This window comes from Microbacterium sp. AC035 (genome assembly GCF_979258485.1).
Window position 1 is genome coordinate 3,552,749 of record NZ_OZ409858.1, and the last position, 19,726, is coordinate 3,572,474.

16 protein-coding genes are annotated in these 19,726 nt (G+C 67.9%); 14 read left to right on the plus strand and 2 right to left on the minus strand.

Annotated features, from left to right (window positions below; translation table 11 throughout):
* The first annotated feature begins 25 nt into the window (after positions 1 to 25).
* Complete coding sequence (locus ACZ0AA_RS17065) at positions 26 to 823, plus strand: DUF1206 domain-containing protein (RefSeq protein WP_400862224.1); 798 nt, start codon at positions 26 to 28, stop codon at positions 821 to 823.
* Positions 824 to 832: 9 nt separating this feature from the next.
* Here the strand turns inward: ACZ0AA_RS17065 and ACZ0AA_RS17070 are convergent, their stop codons facing one another.
* Positions 833 to 1,480 carry a LysE family translocator gene (locus ACZ0AA_RS17070; RefSeq protein WP_400862222.1) on the minus strand — a complete coding sequence of 216 codons (648 nt, stop codon included), beginning with the start codon at positions 1,478 to 1,480 and terminating at the stop codon, positions 833 to 835.
* A gap of 211 nt (positions 1,481 to 1,691) precedes the next feature.
* Here ACZ0AA_RS17070 and ACZ0AA_RS17075 point away from each other — a divergent pair, with 211 nt between their 5' ends.
* The 5 genes from ACZ0AA_RS17075 (at position 1,692) to ACZ0AA_RS17095 (ending at position 9,653) form a co-directional block, all read left to right on the plus strand.
* On the plus strand, positions 1,692 to 4,217 hold the full coding sequence (locus ACZ0AA_RS17075) for a DUF7507 domain-containing protein (protein ID WP_400862220.1): 2,526 nt from the start codon (positions 1,692 to 1,694) through the stop codon (positions 4,215 to 4,217).
* Between the two features lie 66 nt (positions 4,218 to 4,283).
* The gene (locus tag ACZ0AA_RS17080; RefSeq protein ID WP_400862218.1) at positions 4,284 to 5,765 is read left to right on the plus strand and encodes a SpaH/EbpB family LPXTG-anchored major pilin; all 1,482 of its coding nucleotides are present in this window, start codon (positions 4,284 to 4,286) and stop codon (positions 5,763 to 5,765) included.
* Between the two features lie 111 nt (positions 5,766 to 5,876).
* A complete protein-coding gene (locus ACZ0AA_RS17085; protein WP_400862217.1) occupies positions 5,877 to 6,839 on the plus strand; it encodes a class C sortase in 963 nt (320 codons plus the stop codon).
* A complete protein-coding gene (locus ACZ0AA_RS17090) occupies positions 6,836 to 7,429 on the plus strand; it encodes a hypothetical protein (RefSeq protein WP_400862214.1) in 594 nt (197 codons plus the stop codon). Before ACZ0AA_RS17085 ends, ACZ0AA_RS17090 begins: the two co-directional genes overlap by 4 nt.
* Positions 7,430 to 7,688: 259 nt before the next feature.
* Complete coding sequence (locus ACZ0AA_RS17095; protein WP_400862212.1) at positions 7,689 to 9,653, plus strand: sigma-70 family RNA polymerase sigma factor; 1,965 nt, start codon at positions 7,689 to 7,691, stop codon at positions 9,651 to 9,653.
* 4 nt (positions 9,654 to 9,657) lie between these two features.
* On the opposite strand, the gene ACZ0AA_RS17100 is transcribed toward ACZ0AA_RS17095, so the two are convergent.
* Complete coding sequence (locus tag ACZ0AA_RS17100) at positions 9,658 to 11,256, minus strand: PucR family transcriptional regulator (RefSeq protein ID WP_400862211.1); 1,599 nt, start codon at positions 11,254 to 11,256, stop codon at positions 9,658 to 9,660.
* Positions 11,257 to 11,429: 173 nt separating this feature from the next.
* Between ACZ0AA_RS17100 and ACZ0AA_RS17105 the strand changes: the two genes are divergently transcribed.
* Genes ACZ0AA_RS17105 through sufU form a run of 8 tightly spaced genes read left to right on the plus strand, consistent with a single transcriptional unit; the run spans position 11,430 to position 19,717 of the window.
* Positions 11,430 to 12,332, plus strand: a complete 903-nt coding sequence (locus ACZ0AA_RS17105) for a transporter substrate-binding domain-containing protein (protein WP_400862209.1) — start codon at positions 11,430 to 11,432, stop codon at positions 12,330 to 12,332.
* A gap of 5 nt (positions 12,333 to 12,337) precedes the next feature.
* Positions 12,338 to 13,279, plus strand: a complete 942-nt coding sequence (locus tag ACZ0AA_RS17110) for an amino acid ABC transporter permease (RefSeq protein ID WP_463513667.1) — start codon at positions 12,338 to 12,340, stop codon at positions 13,277 to 13,279.
* Positions 13,276 to 14,043 (plus strand): amino acid ABC transporter ATP-binding protein, encoded by a 768-nt coding sequence (locus ACZ0AA_RS17115; protein ID WP_400862207.1) that lies wholly within the window; start codon positions 13,276 to 13,278, stop codon positions 14,041 to 14,043. Before ACZ0AA_RS17110 ends, ACZ0AA_RS17115 begins: the two co-directional genes overlap by 4 nt.
* Positions 14,044 to 14,069: 26 nt before the next feature.
* Positions 14,070 to 15,266, plus strand: a complete 1,197-nt coding sequence (locus ACZ0AA_RS17120; RefSeq protein ID WP_463513668.1) for an alpha-hydroxy acid oxidase — start codon at positions 14,070 to 14,072, stop codon at positions 15,264 to 15,266.
* Positions 15,263 to 15,685, plus strand: a complete 423-nt coding sequence (locus tag ACZ0AA_RS17125; protein WP_400862203.1) for a cupin domain-containing protein — start codon at positions 15,263 to 15,265, stop codon at positions 15,683 to 15,685. The genes ACZ0AA_RS17120 and ACZ0AA_RS17125 overlap by 4 nt, the downstream gene beginning before the upstream one ends.
* A complete protein-coding gene (locus ACZ0AA_RS17130; RefSeq protein ID WP_400862201.1) occupies positions 15,682 to 17,904 on the plus strand; it encodes a sigma-70 family RNA polymerase sigma factor in 2,223 nt (740 codons plus the stop codon). The genes ACZ0AA_RS17125 and ACZ0AA_RS17130 overlap by 4 nt, the downstream gene beginning before the upstream one ends.
* Before the next feature lie 59 nt (positions 17,905 to 17,963).
* On the plus strand, positions 17,964 to 19,286 hold the full coding sequence (locus ACZ0AA_RS17135) for a cysteine desulfurase (protein WP_400862199.1): 1,323 nt from the start codon (positions 17,964 to 17,966) through the stop codon (positions 19,284 to 19,286).
* Entirely contained in the window at positions 19,283 to 19,717 is a 435-nt protein-coding gene (gene sufU, locus ACZ0AA_RS17140; RefSeq protein ID WP_400862197.1) for a Fe-S cluster assembly sulfur transfer protein SufU, read from the plus strand. Before ACZ0AA_RS17135 ends, sufU begins: the two co-directional genes overlap by 4 nt.
* Positions 19,718 to 19,726: the final 9 nt, after the last annotated feature.

A 19,726-nucleotide genomic window follows, 5' to 3' on the forward strand; every position in this document is an offset into this window, starting at 1 on the left:
TCGTGCCGGGCGATATCCTGCTCGGATGACCTCAGCGAAGGGCGCCGCGCGCACGGCGCAGCGATCCGATGCATTCCGGCGCGCGGCGCGGGCGGGCTTCGTCGTGGTCGGCCTCGTGCACATCATCATCGGGGCGATCGCCGTCTCGATCGCCACAGGCGGTGGCGGTGATGCCGATCAGGACGGGGCGATGGAGCAGATCCGCTCCACGCCCGTCGGCGGACTGGTCCTCGGGGTGGTGGCGGTGGCGCTGATCGCGCTGGCCGTGTGGCAGGTCGCCAGCGGTCTCCTCGCCGGCGGCAAGGAGCCCCGCAAGTGGGGGATGAGGGTGAAGCTGATCGGCATCGCGGGCGCGTACCTCGTGATCGCCGGGCTGGCGCTGATCTTCGCCTTCGGAGGGCATGTCGAGTCCGAGACGACGCTGCGCACTCTCAGCGCGGTGATCCTCGGCGCGCCAGGCGGAATCGTGCTGCTCATCCTCCTCGGACTCACCGTGGCGGGTGTGGGAGTCGGTTTCATCGTCATCGGATTCACCCGAGGCTTCGAGAAGACGATGGATGTTCCGGACGGGCCCTCGCGGCCCGGGATCATCGCCCTCGGCGTCGCGGGCTATATCGCCAAGGGAATCGCGATCACGACGACCGGGTTGCTCTTCGTCGTCGCCGCGTGGACCCAGGATCCCGAGAAGGCGGCGGGCCTCGACGGTGCCCTGCGGAGTCTGATCGACCTGCCCCAGGGGCGTGCGATCCTGTGGCTCGTCGGGGTCGGACTCGCGATCTACGGCGTCTTCTCGATGGTTCGCGCGCGCTTCGCCCGGATGTGACGTCCGGGCTCAGCCGTTCGCGGGCTTCTCGCTCCACAGCAGAAGGAACGCGCCGAGCCCGATCATGAGCCCGCCTCCGGTGGCGCTCATGGCCTCGATGCGACGAGGGGATCGACCGAACCACTCTCGCGCACCGCTGGCGAGCAGCACCCAGATCGCATCGCACGCGACACCGATCGCGACGACGATCGCGCCGAGCACGAAGAGCTGCATCGGCACCGAGCCCGCGTGCAGGTCGACGAACTGAGGAAGGATCGCCAGGAAGAAGGCGATCGACTTGGGGTTGGTGACGCCGACCACGAAACCCTCACCGAGCAGCCGCGCGCCTGACCGCCTCGCCACCGCCCCGATCATCGTGGCCGCGGCATCCTTGCGGTGCCTGATCGCCTGGATGCCGAGGAACACCAGGTAGCCGGCACCGAGCACCTTCACGATGGTGAAGAGCACGATCGACTGGGCCACCACCGTGCCCACGCCCAGCGCGACGGCCACGACGAGCACGATCGACCCCAGCGCCGTGCCCAGGATGCTGAGGAATCCGCCGAGCCGCCCCAGGGCCATAGCTCTGCCGATCGTGAACAGCACCGTAGGCCCGGGGATGACGACCATGACGAACGCGGCAACGACGAAGGTCGCGAGGGTCTGGGCGCTGAACATGGTGCGAGCTTAGAGCAGGCCTGCGGAGACCTATCCGAAAGTTTTTTCTCGCGCCCGTCATAAAAAGTGCGCGTCGGGGTCTGGGTATGTGACGGGCAGCTTCTGCTTCCTGTATCGCACTGGGGACACACACGACTTTTGGGGACAGGCATCCGCCTCTCGCTCTCCGCCGTATTCGGCGGGCCGAGGGCATGCCGGGATAGGGACATTCATGAGCATTCGCTCGCACCACCGCACGACGGAGCGGTCACCACGCTCCGCAGTCGCGCCTCGCCGACGGGCGATCACGCGGCTGCTCGGCGTGCTCGCCATCGCCGGCGTGCTCGTCACCGGAGCGACGCTCGCCCCCAACAGCGGAATCACGGCCGCGGCGACGGTGCCCGGCACGCCGGGAACGCCTCAGGCCGGCACCCCCGTCTACACCGAGGACTTCTCGAACCAGAGCGCAGCACTCGCCGCGCGCTCGATCACCACCTACACCGGTGGTGCGGCAGCGGCGAACTCGACATACACGGCCTCGACGCAGTACACCCCGGCCGGTAACCAGTGCAACGGCTGGATCATGAGCGGTGCGACTCCGACAGCACCGATCACCGACCTGGGCTGCCTCAACAACGTCAGCACGACGTGGACGACTCTGCAGCAGATGGCTCGTGCGCTCGGAGTGGCGCAGGGCCAGACGACGACGCAGGCCGCGACCAACCAGGTGCTGACGTCGTACACGAATGCGACGAACGGAGCGATCGCCGCGGGCACGCAGTTCCGCACGGTCAACACCATCCCGGCCATCGGCGGTCACTACTACGCGGTCTCCGCATACTTCGCGGCGGTCAACTGCCCCGCAGCCGGCGGAGCGAACCAGCCCAAGGAGACCTTCAGCCTCCTCGTGAACGGCACCCCGATCACCCTGAGCACCGGACTGAACCCGTGCACGAACAACACGGTGTGGGAGACGCAGATCGCGAAGCTGCAGTCGGCTGCCTACCAGGTGCCCGTCGGAACCACGGCGAACCTCGGTCTGATGCTCTACAACGCGACGGCCACCGGCGCGGGCAACGACGTCGCCTTCGACCTGCCGCAGATCGTCGATGTGACCCCGCAGCTCGACAAGGCGTTCAGCCCGACCGTGATCACCAACGGCTCGACCTCGAAGATGACGCTGACCGTCACGAACACGACCGACCTGATGGCCAAGAGCGACTGGACCATCACCGACGCGCTGCCGACGAACCTCAAGATCGCGGCGGCCCCGAACGTCGGTGGCACCTGCACGCAGCGCACCGGTGCCGCTTACGTGGTCACGGCGCCGGCAGGCGGAACCTCGGTGTCGGTCACCGGTGGTGACCTCGCCCTCGGCCAGGCATCGTGCACGATCACGGTCGATGTCACCTCTACGGTCAACGGCACGTACATCAACGGCCCCGCCAACATCACGACGAACCTGAACCCGCCGGCCAACGCCTCGCTCGAGGTCATCCAGCCGTCGATCGACATCGTGAAGAGCATCACCGCCGTGAACGGCGTCGCCGTGACCAGCGACACCGACCCCGACAAGGTGTATTCCAAGGTCGGCGACGTCATCACCTACTCCTTCGTGGCGACGAACACGACTCCCAAGGCGCCGACGAACACCACGCTCAACACGAACCTCACGAACGTGCGCATCACCGAGGACGCGTTCTCCGGCGTGGGCGACATGACGGCTCTGTCGTGCACACCGACGCAGGGCTCCACGCTCGCCAGCGGAGCGAAGATGACCTGCACGGCCACGTATGTAGTGCAGCAGAGCGACCTCGACAACGCTCCGCTGACGAACGTCGCACGCGCCACCGGAACCCCGACCGCGGGGCCGAACGTCACCGACACCGACGACGAGATCATCCCGGCCACCTGGAAGCCCGCACTCGTGCTCGACAAGACGGCTTCGGTCGTCGACGTCGACCAGGATGGCGTGACCGGGCTCGGCGACCACATCATGTACGCGTTCACGGTCACCAACACCGGAAACATCACGGTCGCGAACATCACCGTGGTCGATGACCGCCTGACGCAGCGCAACATCACCGTCACCTGCACGCCCACGACGATCGCACCGACCCAGGTCTCGACGTGCGCAGCGAATGCGCCGTACGTCATCGGCCAGGCCGATGTCGACGCGAAGAAGGTCATCAACACGGCCTACTCCACGGGAACCGACCCCAAGGGTGGCCCGGTGCGTTCGAACAACGACAGCACCGAGACGCCCGTCGAGCCGTTCCGCATCCCGTTGAAGATCGAGAAGGTCGGCGAATCGGGCGCGAACACCTGGGTGCGCATGGACGGCTCCTCGTTCGCCGTGCTCGCCGACGCCAACGGTGAGCCCGGTACGGCCCTGCCCTTCACGATCAACGGTGTCGAGACCGGACTGTTCCAGATCGACAGCATCCCGGCCGGCACCTACTGGTTGAGCGAGCTGACGGCACCCGACGGGTTCAGCCTGCTCGCGGCTCCGGTGAAGTTCATCATCAACCCCGACCGCACCGTGAGCGTCACTGCTGGCGGCGACGAGGCGGTGACCGCCTCCGGGCAGATCATCACGGTGCGCGATGTTCCGGCGCTGACCCTTCCGACCACCGGCGGGACGGGCGCTCTGCCCTACATCCTCGCCGGATCCCTGACCGTGCTCGGCGCGGGCGGGCTGGCCCTCTGGGTCCGCCGACGCAACGCACGCACCGAGACCAACGACCCGCAGATCTGATCTGCACTTCACAAAACCACCACCTGTAACCCACCAGGGCGACCTGGCCACCTAGAGAGAGACACAGTGAACACTCCCAACAACGGACGCGGTTCCCGCGTCGCGGCAGGTCTGCTCGTCGCAGGCGTCGCCGCGCTGACCCTCGCAGCGCCCGCAAGCGCTGCGACGCCCAACCTCGTCGACCCGGACGCCGTCGGCTCGCTGACGATCCACAAGTTCGAGGCACCCGAGACGCCGACCGGCCTGCCCAACGACGGCACCGAGCAGAACGTCGCACTGGCACCGCTGCCGGGCGTGGGCTTCACGGTCTACAAGGTCGACACGATCGACCTGACCAGCAACCAGGGGTGGGTCGACGCGAACGACCTCGCCGACCTGAACCCCGACAGCGTCGCCGACATCACGGCTGCCGGATACACGGCCAGCGCGATCGGCGGTCAGACCCTGACCGATGCCAACGGTGAGATCGCTCTGGCGAACCTCGACCTCGGCCTCTACTTCGTGGTCGAGACCGCTCCGCTCGCGGGCTCGACCGGTGTGGCCCCGTTCCTCGTGACGGTCCCGCTGACCGACCCGGCCGATGACAGCACCTGGCTGTACGACGTGCACGTCTACCCGAAGAACGCGCTCACCGAGGCGACCAAGACCGTCGAGGACTCGGCCGACATCAAGCTCGGCGACGAGATCGACTTCACCATCACGGGTGACATCCCGAACGTGGCCGTCATCGACGGATACAAGATCGTCGACACGCTCGACGCCAAGCTCGACTACGTGAGCGCCGCTGTGTCGCTCGTCGACGGAACCCCGCTCGCCGCGGGCGACTACACGGTCGTCCACGACACCGCGACCAACGCCGTCACGGTCGAGTTCACCGCCTCCGGTCTCGCAGTGCTCGCGGCTCACCCCGCGACGCAGGTGCAGGTCATCGTCACCGCCGAGGTCAACACGGTCGGCGAGATCGCCAACACGGCAGTCCTCTACCCGAACGCCGGTTCATTCACCGTCGCACCGGGCGAGCCCGGCGGACCCACGGTCACCCCTGAGGTCATCACCAAGTGGGGCGACATCACTGTCGAGAAGACCGACAAGGCCGGCGCACCGCTCACCGGCGCCGTGTTCTCGGTGTACCCGACGCAGCAGGACGCGATCGACGGCACCAACGCCATCGCTCTCGCCGGTTCGACGGAGTTCGCAGTCGCCGCTGACGGCACCGTGACCATCTCGGGTCTGCGCTACTCCGACTGGGCTGACAACGCCACGGTCGCCGTGGGCGAAGACGGCTACCAGTCGTACTGGCTCGCTGAGATCGTCGCACCCGACGGATTCGAGCTGCTCGCAGCTCCGATCGAGTTCACCGTCACCGCCGCCACCTCGGCTGTGGGCGTCGACCTCGAGGTCGTCAACGTTCCCTCGAACGCCGGCTTCACCCTGCCTCTGACCGGTGGCACCGGCACGACCCTGTTCCTCGCCGGCGGCGTCATGCTGCTCGGCGGAGCGGTCCTGCTCGCCATCCGCAGCCGCCGCAAGGCCGCAGCGCAGGCGTAACACGAAGACCGGCCGCGCGGGGGAGGTGAAGAGACTCCTTCCCCCGCGCGGCCCATTCGTTTCCACCCTCTTCAGCACCCTTCAGTACCTCCTCCGAACAGAGAGCGCAGCATGACCCTCATCGACGCGTCAACACCGGATTCTCCGGCGCGACCCTCCACGCGTGCCACCGCGCACAAGGCGCGGTGGGGATGGAGCCAGTCGATCGTCATGCTCATCGCGACCATCGGGATCGTGGTGCTCGTCTACCCGACCGCGGCCTCCTGGTTCTCCGCCTGGAGTCACGACACCGACGTCGACGGATACGTCCAGTCCGTCGAGCAGATTCCGGACGAGGCGGTCGACGAGATGCTCGCCGCCGCCGAGGAGTACAACGAGAACCTGCCGACCGGCCCGCTCCGCGACCCGTATGCACTCGGTGCAGACGGCCAGCAGACGGCGATCGGCGAGGGCGCGTCCGCGTACTTCGACACCCTGAGCGCCGAGGGGACCGACACCATGGCCCGGGTTCGGATTCCGAGCATCCACGTCGATCTGCCGGTCTTCCACGGCACAGACGAAGAGACTCTGTCTCGGGGCATCGGGCACCTCTACGGCTCATCACTCCCCGTGGGAGGACCGGGGACGCACTCGGTGCTCACCGGTCACAACGGCTTCGTGCAGGCGACCCTCTTCGACGACATCGACGAGCTCGTCGAGGGCGACGTCATCATCGTCAGCGCACTGGGAGAGGACCTCTACTACGAGGTCGACCAGACCAAGACCGTTCTTCCCGACGACGCGGAGGACCTGCGCCAGGTCGCCGGCAAGGACTATCTGACCCTCGTCACGTGCACGCCCACGGGCGTCAACACGCATCGTCTGCTGGTGCGCGCCGAACGCATCGACGCCCCCACCGAGGACTCCTCCGTCACCACGATCGCCGACACCACCAATCCGGCAGGATTCCCGTGGTGGGCACTGCTCGTCGTCGGGGTTCCTGCACTCACCTTCATCGTCGTGATGCCTCGGCGCACGCGCACGAAGCGCAGCAGTCGCCGTGCGACGCATCTTCCCTCCGAATCCGACTCATGACCGTCGACGTCACAGCGGACCGCATCGCCTCGAACCCATCAGATCCCGGTGAGCCCGACCCGGTCCGCCGGCCGCGGCGGCGGGTCGGTCTGCTGTTCGCGAGCATCCTGCTCGTGGGGCTGGGTGCGTCGTTCCTCTGCGTATCCGTGCTCGCTCCCGACCTGGTCGACAAGGTGACCGGCGATGTCAAGGTCTCCGTGGAGGAGACGCTCCATCAGGTGTTCTCACCCGACGAGCTCCCCGTGATCAGACTCGGGGCCGAGGGCGGGATGGTCGAGCTCGACCACTGCGACGGCACCTTCACCGAGATGGTCAGCTACCGGATCGACGACGTGCTTCCGCTCTTCGCCGCGCACAACAACTGCGGCGGTGACGTGATCCTCGGATGGGAACTCGGTCAGCGCGTCATGGTGGAGGGCTCGGACATCGTCTACGAGGTCGTCGAGGAGAGGCACACCCCGAAGTGGTCGGACGTCGAGGCGCTCGCCGGCATGACGGGCGAGTTCATGGTGCAGACCTGCTTCTACGGCGAGAACAAGATGCGCTTCCTTTCTCTCGCGCCGGTGGGCCCGGCGGCGAGCGCCGGCTGATGTGCCTCTCGTCGATGAATTCAGGCAGGCACCGTCACATTTTCGGGTCATTCCGGTCTTGTAGGTATGGCCATCGGCCTCGCGTCGGGTTCCCGGCCGACGCCCGCACAGCAGAGTTCGACCGCTCGCCGGCCGAACCCTCTCCCCGCGGAATCGACCCTTTCGAGAGTCGGAGGGACGAGGCATCCCCACTGCCTCGTCCCTCATCCGTCTCCGGCGCGTCGCTCGCGACGCCGAGCCTGACAGCGACGGGAGCATCATGATCCTCGGCACGCACTTCGACGGCGAGGACGACGTGCCATGTGAACCGTCCGACGCACAGATCATCGCGGCGGTGCGCGGCGGCGACATCGGCGACTTCGCTCTTCTCTGGCGCAGGCATGTCGAACCCGCTCGTCGCGCAGCGAGAGCGATCTCGCCGTCTTCGGATCCCGACGATCTCGTGAGCGAGGCCTTCGCATCGATACTCCGGGTGACGAAGGCCGGCGGTGGTCCGAGCGACGCCTTCCGGCCCTATCTCCTCGCCACGCTGCGCAACACTGCCGCACGATGGTCGAGGAACGGGAGCGAACTCTCTATCGACATGGTCTCGGAGCGCGACCTGTCACACGAGGGCGGCGACGTGTTCGAGCGCATCGCCGAGCGGTCCAGCATCGCCGCGGTGTTCGGCACGCTCTCGGCGCGGCATCGCACTCTGCTCTGGTATCTCGAGGTCGAGGGGATGAAGCCGAGAGAGCTCGGACCCCTGATGGGGATGACCTCGAACGCGGTCTCGGCCCTGGCCGCGCGTGCGCGCGACAGCTTCCGTCGGGCATGGCTCGAGGCGCACATTCACGACCCCAGCAGATCGGAGGACTGCCGCTGGTTCTGCGAGCGTGTCGTGGACCGGCGGGGTCGCTTCGCGACCACCGGCGACGCGGACCGCTTCAGCGAGCACATGAGCGTGTGCGGCGGATGCCGGATCGTCGCCGCAGAGATCGACACCGTTTCGCAGCGGCTGCGTTCGATCCTGCCGGCGGCGCTGCTCGGCGGCGCGGCAGCGGCGATCTACACCGGCGATGCGACGGCTGAGGCTCAGATCTCGGCGGGGTCGGGTGCGGCCGGGGCAACCATCACGCCAGACCGATCGGCGGCGTCGCTCGGGGCCGCAGCCGGAGCGCCTGTCGCGGCGCACGGAGCGGGGGCGGCGCTTCCGGCCGGAGGCTTGGCGGCGCTCGCAGCCACCGCCGTCGTCATGGTCGGCGCCGTCATCTTCGCGGGCAGCGCGTTGAGCCTGTCCACCGCGGACCCTGCTGACTCCGAACGCACCCTGTCTTTCTCCGAGTCGTCGATCGCCGGCGAGGCCGGTCCGGTCCTCGAGGATCTTCCCACGCTGTCGCCTGATTCGGACCCGACCCCCGAGCCTCAACCGCTGCCCGCACCGTCACCGGAGCCGCACCCGGTCGAGCCGCCGCAGTCGTCTTCGGAGCGGGAGGACGAGCCGGAGCGGCAACACCCGCAGGAGCAGGAGCAGGAGCAGGAGCAGGAGCAGGAGCAGGAGCAGGAGCAGGAACAGGCTGAGGAGGGTTCCGAGGGCGATCATCAGCAGGTTCCTGGCGACGGGCGCCCCCCGTCCCCGCCGGCGGTGGACCCGGGAGCGAGTCCGACCATCGACGGATCAGCGGAGACTGCACCTCCGGACGGGGCCACGGAGCTCGGCGTCACGCACTCGATGAAGCAGGGCTCGCTCGTCCCCGATCTGCTGAGAGGGATCGGCACTCCCGGTGCGGTCGTCAGAGTCACCGATGAGAACGGTGTGTTGCTCGACGCCACCGTCGTCGATGAACAGGGCGTGTTCGTGCTCGACGTGTCGGGTGAGCAGGCACACCAGGGCATGACCCTCAGTGTGAGGCAGCACGACGCCCGGACCGGGCTCACGGAGTGGGCGGAGGACATCGGGCCGCTGACCTTCGCGACGCCGACGATCGCGCCGGCGGGTCAGGATGCCTGCCCCGAGGCGCCGCTCGGGGCTGTCAGCTGTCTGCATCTGAACGCCGAGCCGAATGCGTGGGTCGAGCTGCTCGACGAACAGGGGCGGTCACGGACGGTTCGGCTTCAGGCAGACGACGACGACGGGATCGTCATCCGTTCCGGAGCTGATGAGCCCTTCGTCGCGGCCCGATACTTCGACCCCACGACCAAGCGCGCCGGTGTCACCGTCCTCCTGCCCGCGGCGATCGAGTGAGCGCTCAGACCGTGCCGCGCGAGGCCGCCGACAGCCGAAGCCAGAGCCAGAGTCGGGTATCCGGAGAGTCGAGCTCGATTCCCAGCTCGTTGCGCACGACATCGAGGCGATACCTGACGGTGTTCTGGTGAACATGCAGCGCGTTCGCCGTCTCACGCACGCTGCCGAGCTGGTCGAGGTAGACGCGCATGGTGCGCGACAGGTCGGTGCCCTGTGCGGCGTCGTGTTCGGCGAGGATGCTGGCAGAGTCGCCGACCGTGGCGTCGAGCCCCTCGATGAGCTCGGTGACCTGCAGGATGGCGAGGCGATCGCGCATCTCGTCGAAGGTCGCGACACGGGTCATCCGGTGACGATCGTCGGCGAGGGGCGAGCTCAACAGCACGCCTGCGGTCGCCCCGGCCTCGCGGTGCGACCGCGCGATGCCTCTGATGTCGTTGGCGCGCGTTCCGATACCCGCGAGCAGTGCGGCGTCCGTGCGCACCACGGAGTGGGCGAATGTCTGCACCCTGGCGGCGATCGTTCCGGGAATCAGCGTGACGACCTGCGTCCCGATGACGGCGCTGTGAGAACCCGGGAACGCCGCGCTCGAGACGCTGATCGCCAGGTGCAGGAGTCTGTGCAGTCCACGCATCGCCTCGACCTCGTCGAACGTGTCGACCCGGAAACAGACGATCGTGCAGCCCACTTCGGGCCGGATCAGCAGATGCGACGCCGCATTGCGGGCATGTCGTTCGTCTTCCAGCAGAGTGCGCAGCAGGCTGGAGTTGCGCTGATCGCGGTCGGCGGCATCTTCGCGCGCGCGCAGGAGGTGCTGGGCGGCGATCGGCTCCATCTCTTCGAGGAGCGTCTGGGTGCGCGTCGCCTGCGCAGGGTCGATCTGGATCACCCACATCGACCCCAGCAGCTCACCCGACGCACGCACCGTGATTCCGACCCTGCCGAACTGGTCGGTCTCGGAGGGGAAGTGCCTGGCATCCGCGGCGCGGAGCAGGGACTGGTACTCGGTGTCGGAGGAGATCGGGATCTCCTCTTGAAGGAGCAGGGTCGTCCGGCGGCGGATGTCGTCGATGGGCTGCTCGCTGTGCGTCGAGTACCCGACCACCTGGCCGGTGGAATCGACGATGCTCACCGCTCCCTCCGCGAGGGTGGCCAAGGCGTTCGCGAGACCGAAGAGATCACCCAGGCGAACTCCGGTCACGCGTCCTATGGAGTGAGAGCTGAGCAGGGATCGAAGCACGTTGGCGAGCTGTGCCCAGTCACCGCCGACGAGGTGGAGGACGGGGACTGCGGCGCGCTCCAGGCCTTCGCCCTCCTCGCTCTGCGTGCCTTCGTCTCGGCGCACGACCACTGCAGCCGCGCCGGCCGCGGCGAGGCGCGCCGTCAGCCCCACGAGTTCGTCGGCCGCGGAGGACGTTCCCGCGGCGAGCACGATGCAGTCGCGGTACTCCGCCGCGTCGGAGGTCGGATCGAAGAACACGACGCCCGTGAACACGGCCGTCGTCGCCGACGGGGCTCCGACCGGCGCGAGCATGCCGTCGCCGATGAGCACGGCATCGTGCAGTGTCGGCTCGCCCGTGGGAGCTCGTTCCGAAGTCTCGGACATGGAGTCTTCTCCATTCATCGATGTCAAGTGGCGGAGGAACCTACATATCGGTCACGTCGGGTTCCCGCAAGACTGAGAGTACGAGGTCGACGACGACCTCGTACGAATTCCGACCATCAATTTCCCTTTTCGCAGATGGACTCCGGGCGTGGTCGCCCAGGCAGGACGCTCACATGAACAGCACTCACCTTTCGCGCCGCGGATCGATGGCGATCATCGCAGCACTCGGCGTGACCGCCGCCCTCGGGGGCTGCGCCGCGCAGGACGCTCCCGACTCCGCAGCCGACGAGGTCACGATGAAACCCGTGGCCGATGCGGTCGCACTCCTCCCGGACGAGCTTCAGAAGGGTGGGACGCTGCGGGTCGCGATCCCCACGAACGAACCGCCCACGCAGTTCTACCGCGAAGGCACGCAGGACATGACGGGGATCAACCCCGACGTCGCGCGCCTGCTGGCGGGCGCGCTCGGGCTCGATCTGAAGATCGAGGTGACCACCTTCGACACGATCATCCCTGGCATGAGCGCCGGACGATACGACCTGACGGTCTCATCGATGACGCCGACCGAGGAGCGCATGGAGCAGCTCGATTTCGTCGACTACGTGCAGATGGGGAGCGCGTTGGCGGTTCCGGAGGGCAACCCGCAGGAGCTCGGCTTCGATGGGCTCTGCGGCAAGCGCGTGGCGGTGCTGAAGGGGTCGTACCAGCTCACCGTCAACGTGCCCGGATTCGACCAGGCGTGCGAGGACGCGGGTGAGAAGCCGCTCGAGATCCTGCAGTTCCAGGACACGCGCCAGGCGATCTCCGCGTTGCTCAGCGATCGCGCGGACGTCGTATACGCCGATTCGCCGATCCTCGGATACGCGGTCGCTCAGGACCCGAAGCTCGAAGTCGGGGATGAGAACGACTTCGCGCCGGTCGCTGTAGGCATCCCTCACGACTCGGGAACGCTCGAGGCGATCGCGGCGGCACTCGACGCGATCATCGTCTCACCCGAATACGAGCAGCTGCTCGCCGACTACGGACTCGAATCGATGGCGATCACCGAGGCACGCGTGAACGCGGCGCAGGGCTGACGACGATGACCGTGATCGATGAGGGCGACTCCCCGATGGGAGAGCCGGCGGGCGTCACCGGACTCCAACGCACGCTCACCTCGCTGGAGGTGCACAAGCGGCGCCACTTCGGCATCCTCATCGGAGGGGTGCTGCTCTGCCTCTTCGTCGTCTTCTTCCTGATCGACGTCGCCACCAATCCGCGGTTCGGCTGGCCCGTGGTCGGGGCGTACCTCTTCGACCCCCAGGTGCTGCAGGGCATGCTGCTCACGCTCGTGCTCACCGTCGTCTCGATGACGGCCGGCATCATCCTCGGAGTCGTGCTCGCCATCATGCGCGTCTCCGGAAATCCTGTGTTCGCGGGGGTGAGCGGCACCTATGTCTGGTTCTTCCGAGGCACTCCGCTGCTGGTGCAGCTCATCTTCTGGTACAACATCGCGGCGCTCTATCCCGTGATCGCGTTCGGGCTTCCGTTCGGCGGCCCGAGCATCGTCCTCGGCTCGGCGAACGTGCTGATCACACCGCTGGGCGCTGCACTGCTCGGGCTATCGCTGAACGAGGCGGCGTACATGGCCGAGATCATCCGCAGCGGTATCTCGTCGGTCGACGAAGGACAGCTGGATGCCGGCAAAGCCCTCGGCATGACGCGATCGAAGCTGCTGCGTCGGGTCGTGCTCCCTCAGGCGATGCGCGTGGTCATCCCGCCGACGGGCAATCAGGTGATCTCGATGCTGAAGGGCACATCGCTGGTCAGCGTGCTCGCGATCTCCGATCTGCTGTACGCCGTGCAGTCGATCTACTCGCTCAACTACGAGGTCATCCCCCTGCTGCTCGTCGCGTGCATCTGGTATCTGGTGCTCACCACCGTGCTCAGCATCGTGCAGTCCCGTCTCGAAGAGCGCTACGGGCGTGGCTTCACGCCGCGTCGGGCTGTGCGGGTCAAGAAGTCGAAGGAGCCGGTCGCATGACGCGCAACATGGTCGAGATCCGCGGCGTACGCAAGGCGTTCGGCCACAACACCGTGCTCAAGGACGTCTCGCTTCAGATTCCCACCGGTTCTGTGACCTGTCTGATCGGGCCGAGCGGGTCGGGCAAGACGACTCTGCTGCGCTGCGTGAACCGCCTCGAGACCGTCGATGCAGGGATCATCCTCGTCGACGGGGAGCTCGTCGGTGCGACGCGTCATCGAGGACGCCTGCTGGAGGCGAAGGAGTCGGCGATCGCCAAGACCCGCCGCCATACCGGCATGGTGTTCCAGAGGTTCAACCTCTTCCCGCACCGCACGGTCCTCGAGAACGTGATCGAGGGGCCGACCCAGGTGCTGGGGCGTCCTCGCGCTGAGGTCGTGAGTGAGGCGAAGGTGCTTCTCGCGCGGGTCGGACTCGACGACAAGGCGGCGTCGTATCCGCAGGAGCTCTCGGGCGGGCAGCAGCAGCGCATCGCGATCGCCCGCGCACTGGCCATGAAGCCCAAGCTGATGCTGTTCGACGAGCCCACCTCGGCGCTCGACCCTGAGCTGGTCGGCGAAGTCCTCGCTGTGATGCGAGATCTCGCGGCGGAGGGGATGACGATGATGGTCGTCACCCACGAGCTCGGCTTCGCCCGGGAGGTGAGCGATCAGGTGGTCTTCATGGCAGACGGCGTCGTCGTCGAAAGCGGAACACCCGAGGCTGTGCTCGAGCGTCCTCAGCACGAGCGAACCCAGACCTTCCTCTCCCGAATCCTGCACTGACAGTCACATCCCCACAGGAGCACGACGTGCGAAACATCCACAGCATCGAAGACCTCAGGAGCCGTGCCAGGCGACGTCTGCCGGCCATGGTCTTCGATTTCGTCGAGGGGGGAGCCCTCGACGAGCTCACCCTTCGACGCAACCGTGAGGCGCTCGACGCGCATCTGCTTCCCCAGCGGGTGCTCGTCGACACCTCGCAGCGCCACGCGACGACCCGCATCCTCGGAACCCGACTCGACCTTCCCCTGGTCGTGTCCCCCATGGGCCTTCTGACGGTATGCCACCCCGACGCCGACGTGGCCATCGCGCGGGCAGCCGCGACCTCAGGAAGTGTCTTCGTGCACAGCCCCTGGTCCGGCTGCTCGCTCGACGAGGTGACGGATGTCGCCCCGGGGCGGGTGTGGGCGCAGATCGCGTTCTGGAACGACGCTGCCGAGACACGGCGCCACATCGACCGTGCACAGGCGCTGGGAGTCGACACTCTCGTCGTCGCCGGCGACGTCGCCGTGTCGAGCAAGCGCGACAGGGACCTCAGACACGGAACCGGCATGCCCCCGCGGCCGCCACTGCGCGATGTCGTGAACACCGCACTTCATCCCGGCTGGGTGATGCGGTGGCTGCTCGGACGCTCGATGACGTGGGGCAACTACCGCATCGACGGCAGGGCCATCCGCATGCGCGAGATGGAGAGCTGGATGGAACGCAACGAGAACCAGACAGCGACGTGGGACGACATCGCCCGACTTCGCAGCACCTGGAACGGCAACATCGTCGTCAAGGGCATCATGACCCCCGCGGATGCGCGGCTGGCCGTGGACCACGGTGCCGACGGCGTATTCGTGTCGAATCACGGCGGTCGCCAGTTCGACGGCCAGCAGGCGACGATCGAGGCGCTTCCGCGAGTCGTGGATGCGGTGGACGATCGCGCTGCGGTGATCGTCGACGGCGGGATGCGACGCGGCTCCGACATCGCGAAGGCGCTCGCCCTCGGTGCCGACGCCGCGGCAGCGGGTCGTCCGTTCGCCCTGGGCCTCGCCGCCGGAGCGCAGTCCGGGGTGGAGCACGCGTTCGAGGTGCTCCACGACGAGCTCCTCACGGTGATGGGCTTCCTCGGGGCGACGCGTGTCGACGACATCCCCCGCATGCTGTCGGACACAGCGAACGTGCGTCTCGAGTCCGCGACAGCGACCCTCGCCGCCGGCACCGCCGAGGTGGGCTCGTGAACGCGCTCGATGTCGGCGCCCGTGCTGAGGCGGTGCGGGCGGTGCACCTGACGTCTCCGGCGACTCTGCCGCTCGGGCCATGGGCCGGCCGGGCGACCGCATTGACCCCCGGGCTCCAGGAGGCGGAGCGGGAGGACTACGTCGACAGCGCGAACGGCCTCGAGGTCGGTGTCTGGGAGGGCACCCAGGGCGAGTTTCCGGCTCAGCGCGACGGGTATTCGGAGATCTGCCAGATCCTCGCCGGCCGGGCGACGTTGCACACCGACGGTGCGGATCCGATCGAGCTCCATGCGGGAGACACCATCATCATGCCGACCGGGTGGACGGGGCGGTGGGAGCTGCATGAGCCACTGCGCAAGCTCTATGTGATCGTCCACGACCGTGCTGCGCCTCCCGCCGATCCGGAAGGGCGATCATGACGAGGTCCTCGAACACGATCGTCCGCACGAGGATCGACCCCGAGACGAGCGATGACGAGCTCGTCCTCGCCACGCGAGCGGGGGACAGCGGCGCGTTCGGCGTGCTCTGGGATCGTCATTCCCCGGCCGCACTCCGCGCCGCGCGTTCGATCACGAGCTCGATCGATCCGGAGGACCTCGTGAGCGAGGCCTTCGCCAAGACCTTCAGTGCGATCCGCAACGGCGGCGGCCCGACCGATGCGTTCCGTCCCTACATCTTCGCGGCCGTGCGCAGTGCCGCGGCCACCTGGGGAGGCAAGCAGAAGGACGTCGTCGCACTCGAGTACATCGAAGAGCTGCCGGCTGAGCACACAGACGACTCTCTCGACCTGCTGTCTGACAAGGCGCTGCTGACGGCGGCGTTCAAGGATCTGCCGGAGCGCTGGCGCACCTTGCTGTGGTACCTCGAGGTCGAGGGGATGAAGCCGCGTGAGATCGCGCCGCTCATGGGCATGACACCCAACGCCGTCTCGGTTCTGGCGGCGCGGGCTCGTGAGGGCTTCAAGATCGCCTGGCTTCACGCCCACATCGCAGAGGCGAGGCGCGAGCCGGAATGCCGGTGGGCCTGCGAACGCATCGTGGCGCAGGGCAGGAAGCGGCATGTGGCGCGCGCGGACCGTGCGCGCTTCGACGCGCACCTCGAACGCTGCGCGCGATGCACGATGGCCAGCGCCGAGATCGAGCAGGCTTCGTCGAAGCTGCGGGCGGTTCTGCTGCCGGTGATCCTCGGCGGACCGGCGGCGGCAGCATATTCAGCCGGGTCTCCGGCACCCGCCATGGCGGCCACTGCGACGGGCTGGATGCCACGACCCACCCCACGCTGGCTGGTCGTCGGCGGAACCGTCGCTGCCGCGACGGCGGTGGTAGCGGTTGCGGCGGTCGCCGCCCAGCTGGCCCCTGCCGGTTCCCCGGATGCCGGCGAGTCATCGGCTCCTCCGTCCGCGCTCGTCGTCGCATCGCCGGCTCCGATCGCGTCGCCCGAATCGACGGAGACGCCCGCCGTGACGGTGCCCCCGGTCGAACCGGAGACCCGCGTCGAGCTGGAGCGGCCGCCCGCGCCGGTTCGTGAGACGCAGCCCGATCACGAGGATGTCGACGACACGGTCGTCGAACCCGAAACGCCGGTGGGGGAGACCCAGCCGTCGCCCTCCGGCGAAGACGGATCCCATCCGGAGATCCGGCCTCCGTCGACCCCGGCCGAACAACCGCCGGTCGACGGCCCGCGGACTCCAGCTCCTGAGGCTCCGGTTGAGCTGCCTCCGGTTGAGGTGCCTCCGGTGGTGGTGCCGCCGGTGGTATATCCGCCGGTCGTGGAGCCGCCCGTTGTCGAGCCTCCTGTTGTCGACCCGCCGGTTGTCGAGCCTCCTGTTGTCGACCCGCCGGTTGTCGAGCCTCCCGTCGTCGACCCCCCGGTTGTGGCGCCACCCGTTGTGGTACCTCCGGTTGTGGAGCCTCCGGTTGCCGTGCCTCCGGCTGCGGTGCCGCCCGTTGCGTACCCTCCGGTTGTCGAGCCCCCCGTCGTCGAGCCTCCGGTCGTGGACCCACCGGTGGAGGCGCCGCCCGTTGTCGAGCCCCCGGTCCTGGAGCCTCCGGTCGTGGAGCCGCCCGTCGTGGATCCGGTCGCCTCGCCAGCGACGGTCTCCTGGAACATCCTGCCGAGTGCAGCCGTTCCGCCGATGGTCATCGGCACAGGGACGCCCGGTGCAGCCGTCGAGATCGTCGACGAGACGGGCCGCGTGATCGCCACGACGGTGGTGGACGCAGCGGGCACGTTCTCGGTGCGCCCCGGCTTCGATTCGCTTCACCAGGGCATCTCCATCTCGATGCGTCACACCTCCCCGACCACGGGAGAGCAGACGGTGAGCGAGCCGACGGGACGCGTCTACTTCGCCGTCCCAGGACTCGGCGAAGATTCGGACGGAGTCATCTCGCGCACGGATTCCGATGGTGACGGCAGACGGGATGATCTCTCGCTCGATCTTCGGGGTATCGCCGGCTCGACGGTCTCCATCGCCCTCGATGGGAACCCGGCATCGACGGTGCTGCTCACCGGCTCTTCAGCTGTCGTGTCGTTCGTCGACGTCCGGCCAGGACTGCATCAGGTCACGCTGCGCTACGTCGACCCCGTGACGGGGACCTTCGGATTCGCGGATACGGATCACATCCTCGTGGTGCCCTGACCGCCGACCGGCACCCGGAGGGCGCCCCGTGGGGGTGCGTCAGATGAGAAGCTAGAAGGATGAGCATCTCCCGCGAGTCCGACGTGATCGCCCCGCGAGGGGGTGGCCCTCTGACAGACGCCGAGGTGCGGCGCCTCCGTGCGGACTTCCCGATTCTGCGTGCCGAGGTCAACGGACACCGCCTGACGTATCTGGATTCCGGTGCCACCTCGCAGCGTCCGTTCGCCGTGCTCGACGCCGAACGCGAGTTCGCGTCGACGCTGAACGCCGCCGTGCATCGCGGTGCGCACACCCTGGCCGCCGAAGCCACCGAGGTGTTCGAGGATGCCCGTGCCACCGTCGCCCGATTCGTCGGTGCTGACGAGGGCGAGATCGTGTGGACGTCCAACGCCACCGAGGCGCTCAACCTCATCGCCTACTCGCTCTCGAACGCGTCGCTCGGACGCGGGGGAGCGGCTGCCGAGCGTCTCCGTCTGCGTGAGGGCGATGAGATCGTCACCACCGAGATGGAGCATCACGCGAACCTCATCCCGTGGCAGGAGCTCGCGGCCCGCACGGGGGCGACCCTGCGGGTGATCCCGCTCGACGATGACGGCGCTCTGCGCCTCGACGTCGCCGGCGAGCTGATCAACGAGCGTACGAAGCTCGTCGCGTTCACGCATGTGTCGAATGTGCTCGGGGTGATCAATCCCGTCGAGCAGCTCGTCGCCCTGGCACACGCGGTCGACGCGATGGTCGTGCTCGACGCCTGTCAGTCCGCACCTCATCTGCCGCTCGACGTGCGCGCGCTGGACGTCGACTTCGCCGTGCTGTCCGGACACAAGATGCTCGGCCCCACGGGCATCGGCGCTCTCTACGGTCGCCGTGAACTGCTCGAGGCCATGCCCCCGTTCCTCACGGGCGGTTCGATGATCACGACGGTCACCACGACGGAAGCCGCCTATCTGCCGCCGCCGCAGCGATTCGAGGCCGGCACCCAGCGGGTCTCGCAGGCGGTCGCGCTCGCCGCAGCGATCGACTACCTGACCGCGGTGGGGATGCCGCGGATCGCCGCGCATGAAGCCGCCTTCGGCAGACGACTCGTCGAGGGTCTCACGGCCATCGACGGGGTGCGTGTGCTCGGCGCCGGCATCGACCTTCCGCGCGTGGGACTCGCGAGCTTCGACGTCGACGGCATCCATTCTCACGACGTGGGGCAGTTCCTCGACGACCGCGGCATCGCAGTGCGCGTGGGACACCACTGTGCACAGCCGCTGCACCGTCGACTGGGCATCACCTCGTCGACGAGGGCGAGCACGTATCTGTACACGACCGATGCCGAGATCGAGGCCGTGATCGACGGCGTCCAGGGTGCGATCGACTTCTTCCGGAGGGGCGCATGAGCGACCTGCAGAACCTGTATCAGGAACTCATCCTCGACCATTCCCGCACCCCGCACGGGTTCGGACTGCGCGACGAGATCGCCGCGCAGTCGCATCAGGTGAACCCGACCTGCGGCGATGAGGTCACCCTGCAGGTGCACCGAGCCGGCGACGGCAGCATCGAGGCGATCGCGTGGGAGGGGCACGGCTGCGCGATCTCGCAGGCATCCGCGTCTCTGCTCGCCGAGCTCGCCGAGGGGCTCACGGTCGACGAGCTCGAGATCCGCATCGCCGCGTTCCGAGAGGCGATGCGCTCGCGGGGCAAGATCGAACCGGATGAGGAGCTGCTCGGAGACGCCGCCGCCCTCGGGGGCGTCTCGCGCTACGTGGCACGAGTGAAGTGCGCCATGCTGGCGTGGGTCGCGGTGGAGGACGCACTCCACAAGGCGTGATCGCCGATG